This is a genomic window from Pseudomonas defluvii (assembly GCF_001695625.1).
GTDB lineage: Bacteria > Pseudomonadota > Gammaproteobacteria > Pseudomonadales > Pseudomonadaceae > Aquipseudomonas > Aquipseudomonas defluvii.
The window spans coordinates 1-12,430 of the sequence record NZ_MBPN01000124.1 but is presented as its reverse complement, the minus strand read 5'-3'; the positions used below and the strand labels follow the sequence as shown (position 1 = coordinate 12,430).

General features: G+C 60.3%; 11 protein-coding genes. 3 read left to right on the top strand and 8 right to left on the bottom strand.

The window, feature by feature from the left end:
• Positions 1-316 (bottom strand): OprD family outer membrane porin (locus EKA13_RS23175; protein WP_125862960.1); only part of this gene is annotated, 316 nt, incomplete at its 3' end.
• A 451-nt stretch (positions 317-767) separates the two neighbouring features.
• Between EKA13_RS23175 and EKA13_RS28675 the strand changes: the two genes are divergently transcribed.
• From EKA13_RS28675 to EKA13_RS23160, 3 genes are all read left to right on the top strand, one after another.
• A complete protein-coding gene (locus EKA13_RS28675) occupies positions 768-1,667 on the top strand; it encodes a methyl-accepting chemotaxis protein (protein WP_083199891.1) in 900 nt (299 codons plus the stop codon).
• A gap of 81 nt (positions 1,668-1,748) precedes the next feature.
• A complete protein-coding gene (locus EKA13_RS23165; RefSeq protein WP_065761539.1) occupies positions 1,749-2,042 on the top strand; it encodes a hypothetical protein in 294 nt (97 codons plus the stop codon).
• A 514-nt stretch (positions 2,043-2,556) separates the two neighbouring features.
• Complete coding sequence (locus EKA13_RS23160) at positions 2,557-4,722, top strand: methyl-accepting chemotaxis protein (protein ID WP_065761538.1); 2,166 nt, start codon at positions 2,557-2,559, stop codon at positions 4,720-4,722.
• Here EKA13_RS23160 and EKA13_RS23155 read toward each other — a convergent pair.
• The 7 genes from EKA13_RS23155 to purU form a co-directional block, all read right to left on the bottom strand.
• Positions 4,719-5,528: an IclR family transcriptional regulator gene (locus EKA13_RS23155; RefSeq protein ID WP_065761537.1), complete on the bottom strand. Its 810-nt coding sequence runs from the start codon at positions 5,526-5,528 to the stop codon at positions 4,719-4,721. The genes EKA13_RS23160 and EKA13_RS23155 overlap by 4 nt on opposite strands.
• A gap of 90 nt (positions 5,529-5,618) precedes the next feature.
• A complete protein-coding gene (locus EKA13_RS23150; protein WP_065761536.1) occupies positions 5,619-6,212 on the bottom strand; it encodes a sarcosine oxidase subunit gamma in 594 nt (197 codons plus the stop codon).
• Positions 6,213-6,215: 3 nt separating this feature from the next.
• A complete protein-coding gene (locus EKA13_RS23145; protein WP_065761535.1) occupies positions 6,216-9,119 on the bottom strand; it encodes a 2Fe-2S iron-sulfur cluster-binding protein in 2,904 nt (967 codons plus the stop codon).
• Positions 9,116-9,421, bottom strand: coding sequence for a sarcosine oxidase subunit delta (locus tag EKA13_RS23140; RefSeq protein ID WP_065761534.1), 306 nt, complete (start codon positions 9,419-9,421; stop codon positions 9,116-9,118). Before EKA13_RS23140 ends, EKA13_RS23145 begins: the two co-directional genes overlap by 4 nt.
• Before the next feature lie 14 nt (positions 9,422-9,435).
• Positions 9,436-10,677, bottom strand: a complete 1,242-nt coding sequence (locus EKA13_RS23135) for an FAD-dependent oxidoreductase (protein ID WP_065761533.1) — start codon at positions 10,675-10,677, stop codon at positions 9,436-9,438.
• Positions 10,659-11,558: a bifunctional methylenetetrahydrofolate dehydrogenase/methenyltetrahydrofolate cyclohydrolase FolD gene (gene folD, locus EKA13_RS23130; RefSeq protein WP_065761532.1), complete on the bottom strand. Its 900-nt coding sequence runs from the start codon at positions 11,556-11,558 to the stop codon at positions 10,659-10,661. The genes EKA13_RS23135 and folD overlap by 19 nt, the downstream gene beginning before the upstream one ends.
• Positions 11,555-12,421, bottom strand: a complete 867-nt coding sequence (gene purU, locus EKA13_RS23125) for a formyltetrahydrofolate deformylase (protein ID WP_065761531.1) — start codon at positions 12,419-12,421, stop codon at positions 11,555-11,557. The genes folD and purU overlap by 4 nt, the downstream gene beginning before the upstream one ends.
• Between the last annotated feature and the right edge of the window lie 9 nt (positions 12,422-12,430).

Genomic DNA, 12,430 nt, shown 5'->3' with positions numbered 1-12,430 from the left:
CGGTTCCGGTCTGACCTGAGCTGCCGTCAAGTTTGATCCCCCAGTAGCCAAAGGCATCGACACCAAAACCGACGGTGCCCTGGGTGTAGCCGGAGCTGAAGTTGGCCATGAACCCCTGGGTCCAGTCGCGGCGTGTGTCACTGCCGTTCTTGCCATCGCGATCGAAGTACATGTTGCGTAGCAGCACCTTGAGGCTGCTGTCTTCGACAATGCCTTTGGCTTCGGCCTGGTCGCTAACGAAGGGTGCTGCGTTGGCCAGTGGTACCAGCCCACCGGACACGGCCAATAGCAGTACGCCATTTTTCAGGTGATTCATCTTTCGGTCGCCCCTCTGCACAAAATGTCTGACAGACACTCGGTTTGAGATTGTTATGAATGGTCTTGTGGAAATGGCAGACAAGTACGCCGCGTTTGGCCCTGGAAGGCGCGTTGGCGTTGAAACATTGTTCTTCTTTTCGTCCGTGTGCACGGATCTTCCAGCATCTTGCCGAAAATGAACGTTTTCTGAATACCGAGGTTTTGTAAAAGACTATTCCCTGTTGAGTAACAGTCCGTCATGACGATGATACTTTTCAGGTATGGCGCCAGACCCACCTAATATTGGACTGCCACTACTTACAGCCTCTATCGTGGGATAAAGAACAATAAGAGCGCCCTATGATTTCGATACCTTCTTCCCGATGGACGCTTGACGGGGTTCCACCTGCGCTATCGGTAACGCCATCTGCCTGTTTCACGCCCTGCAGTGCCCACTCAAACCGCTGGTCATGGAGTCGGTCACGATGAGTCGTGGATTTCTGGCCGGTATCCTGCAACTGACAGGTGTGTTGATCGCAACAGCGTTACTGGTGTCAGAGGTGCAGCAGGCTGCCCTTGGCAGCGTGGCGTTACTGTGCTTTGTGTGTGCAGGGCTGCTGTATCACTTTCGCCCGGCGACGGTGATTGAGGTGCCGGTTGAATGCATGTCGAGCGGTGTGGCAGCGGTTGTGCCTGAGCCTGCGCCTGCGCCCGTGGCTTCGACAACCGAAGTAATTGCCCCCTTGTGGAGCGACGGCAGGCTGCAGAAGACGCTGAAAAAGCTTGATGACGCCATCATCCAGACCGAGGCCGACATGCAGTTCGCCGACCAGTTGGCGCGTGCTGCTGGTGCGCATGTGCGTTCAAGTGCCGAGAGTATTCAGGCGTCCTCGCACATTCTCTGTGAGCTCGACACGTCGATGAGCACGATCGCCCATACCTTCAATGAACTGGGTGCGCAGTCTGTACGCATTGGTGCGTTGGTCGGCAGCATTCAGGATATCGCTCGGCAAACCAACCTGCTGGCCCTGAACGCGGCGATCGAGGCCGCACGTGCGGGTGACCATGGACGCGGTTTTGCGGTGGTAGCCGATGAGGTTCGGAACCTGTCTCGTCGTGTCGCGGACTCCAGCGCCCAGATTCAAACCATTGCAGGCGAACTGCAACAATCGGCGGGTGACGCCCGAGCCGGAATTGAGGGGCTTGGTGCTTCAACACGTTCAGGCATGGAGCAAGCCAGCGTCGCATTGCGCGCCATGGACGAGATCCGTGGCGCCGCAGAGCAACGCATGCAGATCGTCGAACGGGTCATGGTGGGCTTGAGTGGGCAGCGGCAACTGTCCGGGGCAGCCCAGAGTTTGATCGAGTAAGCCGACCTTGCCGTCATGCGGATGCAGTGAGCTAGTCTGTTTCTAGACGTCACGGCATAGCGCCGGTCCGAGGAGGCAACCATGAAGCGAGTACTGTTGAGCCTTGCCCTGTTCGCGATGGTCGGGTTCGTGAAAGCCGAAATTCCATTGGTGGATGCCACCTGCCCAGGGGGTATTGATGTTCACGCTGATGAAGGCGGGCCGATCTACATCAATGGCGAAGAGGGCAGACTGAGGACGTTGAATGAAAATAGCTATGAAGCCACTGGCCAAGGTATCACCATCTCGTTGAGCATCGACCGTGATGGCACACCTTCAGTCTCGTACAGCAGCAAGGACGGGGCGAAAGGGGTCTGCGACCTGACAGAAGATTGAGGTGGCCAGGCTGACCTTGACTGCACACAGGGTGGGCGACCGGGCCCTGTCAACCGCGGTCTTCATTTCGATCACGGCGGTAGCGGCTAGCTCCAGTTCGTGGTCCTGCTGCAAACCCCGGTTGTTATCAGCGTGATCCGCTGCTTCTGTATCTCTGGGCAGGCTGTTGATCCTGAGCGTGTAAAACGGGATTTACGCGATTATCGAACGCTGATGGCGTCGACTCACCTCTCTCAGGATTTCATATGCCCCGTCAGTGAGCGCGGAGTGCTTTACGCACCGTTTTGATGCGCGAAGGGCCTCCCTTGGCGCTGTGGGTCGAATGCCGGGTGAAGGCTATTGGCTATTATTTTTCTCGGAAAATTACGCTGTAAATTCTATGTTTTTTGGAGGATATGCACGGATAGATGTCATAAATCGACAGTTTCCTTTAGGTTGGATCGTTAGCATGCTTTCAACATGGCGTGGTAATTGCTTCCAGGTTCGATGCCCAATGTCGCAGCTGGAGAAGTGAATGTCGCTATCAAGCAATTCCATGCAGTTATCCTCCGCCGAAAAACGCTGGTTGCCCTGGTTTGGCAAGACCGGAAAACTGGCCATGAAGTGGTCTTGCCGTCTCAATCGATCGGCTTACCCGGTCATTGAACAGACATTCGAAGCCATCGCCGAAACCCGGGTGAAGCTGCTGCAGCACTGGGCGCGGGAGCAGTGGGACCATTTGGCTGAACTGGCGGCTACCTTGAGCCGCGACGGTGGCCAACCTGGCCCGGGCCTGTTGCGGGAAAAGCTGGCCCAGGCTGAAGACTTTTCCGAACTGTTTGTCGTCGACCCCAGTGGTGCGGTGATTGCCTCAACCTGGAATGGCCATGCCGGGAAGTCGCCGTGCAATGCCAAGGCCCTTGCTGCCGGGTTGCAGGCAGCGTTCCTGCACGGCCCCTACAGCGACCCACTGACGTTGCAGATTGGCCCTTCATCGTCGCGTTTTCATGACGAAGTCACGCTGATGTTCTACCAACCCCTGAAGGCCGACGGCAAAGTACTCGGCTGCCTCTGTGGACGGGTTCCGAACGATGTATTGGGTGATTTGATCCAGCGTGAGGCCGGGCACATTTTTGCCGAGTCAGGGGACAACTACCTGTTCATGGTGCAGTCGCGCTTCGATCCGGCAATCCAGCCGGGGGTCGCCTTGTCACGCTCGCGCTTCGAAGACGGTACCTTTACCCACGGTGAAAACCTCAAGAGCGGCGTGCATACGCCCTGGAAGACTGTTCAGGTGCAGCGTCACACTGAACTGGAGCTGCGCTTCACCGATCCGTCGACCCAGGAGCTGCACCCTGGTGTGCGCGAAACCATCCGCACCGGCGCCAATCTGTTTGTCGCCTATCCCGGCTACTCCGACTACCGGCACATTCCGGTGGTCGGCAAGGGCGTTACCTTCCAGTTGCCCGGTTCACCGGACCGTTGGGGGATGATGTGCGAGGCTGACCTGGAAGAAGTCTACCGCCGCCGCTCGCTGAGTTACGGGCTGATGAAGCCTTACCTGGCAACCATGGCAGGCCTGTTTGGCTGCAACTACCTGATCCAGCATTACAGCGGTCTTTCCCAGGGCCTGATTGACCTCTGCGAGATGTCGAGCATGTTGGCTGCGGCGTTGTTGTTCCGTTCGTTGGGCCCCAGGCGCCTGGCGGCACGTTTGAATGAAATGACCGGCGTCATCAGAACCATCGCCGAAGGCGAGGGCAACCTGCGCCAGCGTCTCGACACGTCGCGCATGGCCAACGATGAGACCGGTGACATGGGGCGCTGGATCAACAGTTTCATCGACCATCTGGACGCCGTCGTCGGGCAGGTGATCAAGGCCAGCCACAGTGTCGGCAAGACCAATCAGATGATGCTGGGGCGTAGCCAGGCGGCCAGTCTCACCTCTGAAGAAGTTGCCCAGGCGGTGCACAGCATGATGATCATCGTCGAAGACCAGTTGGGTGAGATCCAGCAGGCTTCGGCCAGTGCCGAGCAGATGAAACAGGCCATGGATGAAGTGGTCACCCGCGCCCGAGAGCAGTTTCTGGAGGTTCAGAAGGGCACTCAGTCGATTCGCAATGTCGTCGAGCGCTCGTCCTCCAGCGTCCAGTTGCTCGACAGCCGCATGGGTGAGATTGGCACCATCACCGGACTGATCAGCGATATCACCAACCAGACCAACCTATTGGCGCTGAACGCGGCGATCGAGGCGGCGCGCGCCGGTGAGCATGGCCGCGGATTTGCCGTGGTCGCCGATGAAGTTCGCACCTTGGCGTCACGTACTTCGAAGGCAGCCGACGATATCCGGCAGATGGTCGAAGGGCTGCAACGCGAAACGCAGCAGGCGGTTGGTTTCATGGAGGACGGGGTCAAGGATGTCGACAACAGCCTGCGCCTGGCTGAAGAGGCGTCTTCGGAGAACGTGCAACTGCACCAGGCCGTGGAAAACATGTTCGCGATCATTCAGCAACTGAATCAGCGCAGCCTGGACTACGGCAAGACCATCAAGCAGGTCGATCAGTCGTCTGCGCAAATGCGCCAGACCGTCACCGTGCTGCAGACCAGCGCGGAAACCGTCAGGCTCGATGCCAACAAGCTGCAGAAGCTGGTAGGGCTGTTTGAGGTGAGTAGCAATGCCCGGCAACGGGATGCGGCCTAGCGCGTGCCCGTTGTGCCGATACCTTGCGGGGTGTTTGCCTTGCGATAGCCGAGCTCTTCGCTGATCTTCAGTGCGCAGTGCATCAGCAACTCGGTGAAGCGTGCCTGCGTGCCGTCCGGGTCCATGATCGCATCGGGGCCGGACAGGTTGATTGCTGCGCTGATACGCCCGGTGTGATCGCGTACGCCGGTGGCGATAGCCGTCGAATAGTCCGAGCGATGCACGACCCATTGCCGCTCGCGGTCCACGGCTGTGAGCTGTTCCAGTTCCGGCAGGGTGCGCGGCGCTGGTGCCGGGTAGTCATCAAGGCGCACATGCTGGTACAGCAGGCGCAGTTGCGCGGTGCTCAGGTCGCTTAGCAGCACGCGACCCATCGCGGTGCAATGGCAGGCGATACGTGTGCCAATCGGGATGTTCACTGATAAGCGTTGGGCGGCAAAGGCTCGGTAGAGGTACAGGCTGTCGGTGCCTTCCCGGGTGCTCAAGTGGCATGAAAGGGACGTGCTGTCACGCAGTGCATTGAGGTGCGGCATGGCGATTTCGACAATGTCGCGGCTGGCCAGGTAGCTGAAACCCGTGGAGATGACCTGGGCGCCCAGTTCATAGTGATTGTTGTGCTTTTTCAGGTAGCCCATGTCGGTCAGGGTGTAGAGGATGCGGTAGATCGCCGAATTGCTTACGCCAAGCTGTTCGGCAATGTCGTTGATACCCAGCGAGCGGGTGTGAGCGTCGAACAACCCCAGCACACTGAGCCCACGTTGCAGCGCTGGTACGCTGTAGTCGGTTTCCTTTTCAAGGCTTGGCATCATCAGCTCCAGTGGTGTTGCGCGTCGGGTAGCCGGGTCGGCTAGCGGTGGCGACCCGGGCGTTGTACCTCGTTCAAGCCCGTGTGCGGCTTAATCCATCAACACTTCAGGCGCCAGCAAGGCACCGTTGAACTCACTCATGGCGTCCAGCACGGCATCTTTGAAGTAGGCCAGCGAGGCGCGATCGCACAGCAGTTGGAAACAGGGCAGGCCGACGGGGCCCAGGTTGATCACGATGACGTTGATCCGCGCCGCCGAGGTCTGCGCCACTGCACCGACGGGAAACACCTCGGGCCGCAGGTCGACCCCGCAGAGCTTGGCCATGACCTCGCTGACGCAGGCGCCGCTCAGTTGCAGCCAGGCATGGCTGTCCTGGCGTGGCAGCAGGTAGTTGGCGTTGTGGTCCAGCTCCCAACTGACTTCCTCATCGGCAATGCGTTGACCCTGGTCGGCCAGGCCACCGAGCAGCAGGTACTCGGTCTGGGACAGGCGCGCGACCTGGCTGCCGTCGGCCTGGAGGACGGCGCGGTTGGGCGCTTCGGGCAGCTCGAAACCGCGTACACGCAAGTAGTCGGCGCTGTGCGTGCCACGAAAGCCGATGCGGGGCAGTGCGGTCAGGTCAATCAAGGCGCACTGCTGCAGGGCGCCAACATCGAGTAAGGGCTGTGCGTGCAGGTTAGACATGGCTCAGAGCTCCTGGCGCTGGTTGGCGGGGTCGAAGAACGGCAACTGCACCACTGTGGCTTGAACCACCAGGCCGCCGTCGACGCGGATGGGAATCTGTTGCCCTGGTGTGCTTTGCTCGGGTGCGGCATAGGCCAGGCCGATGATCTGCCCCAGGGTCTGCGAGTGTTCGCACGAGGTGACGTTGCCGCTGATGTCGGGGCCGTTCAGTACCAAGTGGCCCTCCAGTGGTTTAGGGCTGTCCTTGGGTAGAGTGAAACCGACCAGTTTGCGTTTTGCCGGTTGTGCTTGAAGGATGTCCAGTGAACGGCGGCCCACGAAGAATGGCTTGCTCCGGTTGATCGCCCAACCCATGTCGATTTCGTCGGGATGGGTCATGCCGTCGGTGTCCTGGCTGATGATCACATGGCCTTTTTCCAGGCGCAGCAGGCGCTGTGCCTCGACACCGAAGGGACGGATGTCGTAGTCCTTGCCGGCGTTCATCAAGGCCTGCCAGAGGGCCGCGCCATGGCGTGACGGCACGTGAATCTCGTAGCCCAGTTCACCGACGAAGCCGACCCGCAGCACGCGGGCCTTGATGCCGGCGACCGTGCCCTGGCGCACCCCCAGGTAAGGGAAGCCCGCGCTGGACAGGTCAATGTCGGTGCAGAGCGTTTGCAATACCTTGCGCGCATCCGGCCCGGCCAGGTTCACGGCCGACAGGGCCGCAGTGACGTTGGCAATATCGACGTTCAGGCGCCATTGGGCGTTCCACTTGAGCATCTGCTGGTAGATGCGATCGACGCCGCTGGTGGTGGCGGTGACGTAGAAGTGCTGCTCGGCAAAGCGTGCGCAGACACCATCGTCAATCACCACCCCTTGCTCGTTGGTCATCAGCGCATAGCGTGAGCGGCCCACCGGTTGCTTGAGGAAGGCAAAGGTGTAGAGGCGGTTGAGCAATTCGCCGGCGTCCGGCCCGCGCACATCCAGGCCACCGAGCGTGGACACATCGATCAGGCCGACTTTGGTGCGTACGTGCAGTGCCTCTTCCTGCATGCACCGCTCGCGTTCGCTGGTCTTGCCGTAGTAGGCAGGGCGTTGCCAGATGCCGGCAGGCATCATCTTCGCGCCGGCAGCCAGATGCTGTGCGTGCATGGGCGTTTGCCTGAAGGGGTCGAAGGCCCGCCCGGCGACGTGGGCCAGTTTTTCTGCCTCGAAGGGTGGGCGGGCAGTGGTTATTCCGGTTTCACTGATGCTGCGCTGTGTCGAAGCCGCGACCAGGCGAGCCGTGGGCAACGCCGAGTGACGGCCCTGGGACGGGCCCATGCCGACGGTGGAGTAACGTTTGACCAGCTGGATATCGCGGTAGCCGATCCGGGTTGCGTTGATGATGTCATTGACCTGCAGGTCTTCGTCGAAATCGACAAAGTCCTTGCCCTTGGGATGAGGGAAGATCGGCCAAGGGAAGTTGACCCGCGCTTCGGCCTTGAACGATTGCTGCGCCGGGTAGGGTAATGCCAACGCAGCCAGGGCCGTGGCGGTGGCATTGGTGGCATCGGCCAGGACGTTGTCCAGGGTATGCCGGCCATTGGCGGAGCCGGCTACGCCGAGGTTGTTCGGCAGGCCGCTCAAGGTGAACTCTGCCGATGCGTCGTTGTAGGCCAGTTTGCCGCCAGCCTGACAAAGCAACTGATAAACCGGCATGTAGCCGCCGGACATGCACAGCAGGTCGCAGTCCAGGGTCAAGGCCTGGCTGGCCACCTGGCCCTGGCCGGTGATACTGCGCAGTTCGACGCCAGTAATGTGGCGCATGCCTTTGCTGTGCAGGGCTTCGTAGACGGTCGTGGCAAGGTGGCAGCGGATACTGCGTTGCTCCAGCGCGACCAGCAGATCGCGATTGCCCGGACCACTTCGCAGGTCCACCAGTGCGGCAACTTCAACGCCTTGCTCATACAGGTCGAGGGCGGCCAGGTAGCCGTCGTCGTTGCCGGTGAGCACCACGGCGCGTTTGCCGGGTTTCACGGCATACAGTTTCATCAGGCGCTGGGCTGCACTGGTCAGCATTACACCCGGCAGGTCGTTGTTGCGGAAGATGACGGGCTGGTCGAATGAGCCGCTGCAGATCAGGCACTGGCTGGCGCGAACCTTGTACAGGCGCTTGCCTTGAATCACGGGCAGATAGTTGTCGGCAAACCAGCCGTTGCAGGTGGCCTGGGTAAGGATGCGGATGTTGGCATGCTGTTGGACCGCCTCGATCAACTGGTTGCGCAGGGTGTTGGCGCGTTGGTTGTCGATGTCGAAACGGGCATAGTTCAGCGAGCCGCCGAGAATCGATTGCTGTTCAACCAGCAACACCTTGGCACCGGCATTGGCGGCGGTCAGGGCGGCTTGCAGACCGGCCGGGCCTGCACCGATCACCGCAAGGTCGGCGAACAGGTAGGCCTTGTCGTAGTACTCGGGCTTGAAGTCGAGGTCGAGTACGCCAAGGCCGGCCTTTTTGCGGATGATCGGCTCCCAGATTTTCCACATGCCCTTGGGCTTGTAGAACGAACGGTAGTAGAACCCCACCGGCATGAACTTGGAGAACTTGCTCAGGTAGGCGTCCTTGTCGTGCTCCAGCGAGCCGTTGAAGTTTTGCCCGCTGGCTTCAAGGCCTTGCGTCAACGGCTGGCAGTCGGCCAGGACATTGGGTTCGTGGGGCAACTGGATCAGGCTGTTGGCATCTTGCCCGGCCATGCTCAGTGGGCCGCGTGGGCGGTGGTACTTGAACGAGCGTGACAGCAGAAAACGGCCGTTGGCGAGCAGGGCGCTGGCGATGCTGTCACCCTGCAGGCCCTGATAGGCGGTGCCATCAAAGCTGAAGGTCAGCGGCCGATTGCGATCGATCAGCAGGCCCATGGGGGCTGGAAGGCGATTGGGGAGGCTCATCCTGCGATCTCCTGCGGTTGCGCGGCAGTGAACTCAACCCGCGTGCTGAACAGTTCCCGTGGGTCGAAGGTCCGGATGATTTCGTCAGTGACGGTGTGGCGTTCAGCCAGGAACCAGTAGCTGGAGGGACTGTGCATCCACCATTCACGAACCACGCCGAGGGTGTCTTCGCTGTTGAAGACATAGGCCGCCCATTCACTGTCGCTGCAGGTGTTTGGGTTCGGCATTGGCTTGAACTCGCCACCGTAGGTGAACTCGCTGATGTTGCGAGGCCCATTGAGCGGGCAAATCATGACTTTCATCTCACGCTCTCCTGTTAGTGACTGGCTGCCGTGGCGCCCATTTCGTTGACTTGGGCAAAGGTCGAGAAACGCTCCAGGCTGAACGGTTTGATCAGGTCCGGTACCTTGCCGCCACTGGCGACCAGCTCGGCCATGGTCTTGCCGCAGATGGGCGTGGACTTGAAACCCCAGGTGCCCCAGCCGGCGTCCAGGTAATAGTTCTTCACCGGGGACAACCCCATGATCGGGCTGTAGTCCGGGGTCATGTCGGTGATTCCGGCCCATTGGCGCATCAGTTTGGCGTTGGCCAGGAACGGGAACATTTCGATGGCGTGGGCCAGCAGGCTTTCCTTGAGGTCGAGCGTCGAGCGGGTGTTGAACAGGGGATAAGGGTCCGAGCCCCCCCCAAACACCACTTCGCCACGACCGGTCTGCTGGACGTAGCAGTGCAGGGCCGAAGAGCTCACCAACGGATCAAGGAAGGGCTTGAACGGCTGAGTGACCATCGCTTGCAGGGGAAAGGTCTGGATAGGCGAGCGAATACCGGCCTTTTTCATCATCTGCGAGCTCATGCCTGCCACGGCTTGCACGACGCAGCCACAGCGTACCGTGCCGCGGTTGGTTTTCACCGCGCTGATCGTGCCGTTTTCGATGACCAGTTCCTGGACTTCGGTCAACTGATGGATTTCCACTCCCCGTTTGGCTGCCTGCTTGGCGTAGCCCCAGGCCACCGCATCGTGACGCGCTGTCGCACCGTCGATGTGCCAGAGGCCGGCCAGTACCGGCAGGTGCCCTGGGTCCAGGTTCAAGGTAGGCACCAGTTCGCGGATCTGCTGGCGATCAATCATTTCGGTTCGCCCGCCGAAGTGCTTGTTCACCTCGGCACGCTGGCGGAATGCACGCACGGTGGCGTCGGTGTGGGCCAGGGTCAGTTGGCCGCGTTCCGAATACATGATGTTGAAGTCAAATTCGTTGGACAGGCCCTGGAACATCTTGACCGACTCGGCGTAGAACTTGACGCCCTCGCTGGTCAGGTAGTTGGAGCGAATCACGGCGGTGTTGCGAGCGGTGTTGCCACCGCCCAGGTACGACTTTTCCAGTACGGCAATGTTGTTGATGCCGTGGTAGCGGGAAAGGTAATACGCCGTTGCCAGTCCATGACCACCGCCGCCGATGATGACCACGTCGTAGGCGGGCTTGAGATCTTTTGGCGCGGGCAAGTCCACGTCCACCGGGTATTCCGAACTCAGCCCGTATTTCAGTAGGTTGAAAGGCATACGGCCTCCGATTGACTGCTCAGGGCTTGCTGCCGGGCAGCGGCCACCGTGTTTTTCATCAGGAAGGCGATGGTCATTGGCCCCACACCGCCAGGTACTGGCGTAATCGCTGCAACCTTGGGCAGGGCACTGTCAAAATCGACATCGCCGACCAGTCGGCTGCGACCGTTGTCATCAATGCGGTTGATGCCGACATCGATGACCACGGCGCCCTCCTTGAGCCACGAACCATCGATGAGCCGTGGTCGCCCGACGGCGGCGATGACAATGTCGGCGAGCTGGCACAAGGCTTTGGCGTCGGCACTGCGCGAGTGAACCACGGTCACCGAGCAATGGGCCTTGAGCAGCAGGGCGGCCATGGGCTTGCCGACGATGTTCGAGCGACCGATTACCACGGCGTGTTTGCCACTCAGGTCGCCAAGGACTTGCTCAAGCAGGTACAGGCAGCCGCTGGGCGTGCAAGGTGTCAGCACGTCGCGGCCCTGGCTCAGGCCACCGACGTTCTCGCTGTGAAAGCCGTCGACGTCCTTGCTCGGCGCAATGGCCTGCAGGGCCCGGGTTTCCTCGATGTGTGGCGGCAATGGCAGTTGCAGGAGCAAACCATGTACGTGCGGGTCGTTGTTGAGCTTGCCGATCAATGCCAACAGCTCGGTTTCGCCGGTGGTGGCGGGTAGTCGGTACTCCAGCGAGCGGATACCGGCTTCCTCTGCCCGCAGGATTTTGTTGCGTACATAGACCTGGCTGGCCGGATCCTCGCCTACCAGGATCACCGCCAGTGCCGGTTCAATACCGTCGGCTTTCAGCGTTCGGACGTCTTCGCGCACCTGTTGCAGCACCTGTGCGGCAGCGGCCTTGCCATCAATCAGTTTCAGCGGGCTCATCGGAAGATCACCGTTCTGTCGTTGTTAAGGAAAACCCGGTGTTCCAGGTGGTATTTCACCGCCTTGGAGAGGGCGACGGTTTCGGTGTCCCGTCCGGTGGCTACCAGATCGTCCGGCTGGTAGACATGGTCGACCCGCTGGACCTCCTGCTCGATGATCGGGCCTTCATCCAGATCGCTGGTGACGTAGTGGGCGGTTGCACCGATCAGCTTTACCCCGCGTTGGTAGGCCTGGTGGTAAGGCTTGGCGCCTTTGAAGCCGGGCAGGAACGAGTGGTGGATATTGATTGCCCGGCCCGACAGTTGCCGGCACAGGTCGTCAGAGAGGACCTGCATGTAGCGGGCGAGTACCACCAGGTCGGTACGGGTTTCATCAATGACCCTCATCAGCTCGGCTTCCTGCTGCGCCTTGGTGTCCTTGGTCACTGGCAGGTAGATGAAGCGAATGCCTTCTCGTTCGGCCATCGGCCGCAGGTCCAGATGGTTCGAGACGATGGCCGTGATGGTCATGTCCATCTCGCCCTTGTGGTAGCGGTAGAGCAGGTCGGTCAGGCAATGGTCGAACTTGCTGACCATCAGCAGCACGCGCATCGGTTCACGGGTATCGAAGAGCTCCCAATGCATGTCGAAGCCGTCGGCGACGGCCTGGAACGCGTGCTTGAGCTGGTCAATGTCGCCGTCGTGGCCGTCGTTGAAGCGAAACACCGCCCGCATGAAGAATTTGCCGCTGAACTCATCGTCAAACTGTGCCATTTCTCCGATGTAGCAGCCGTTTTCCGCGAGGTAGGAGGTAACGGCGGCGACGATGCCTGACGTCGCCGGGCAGCTGATCTTGAGAATGAACGGGTTCTTTTCGTGTTGCATGGCTGGTCC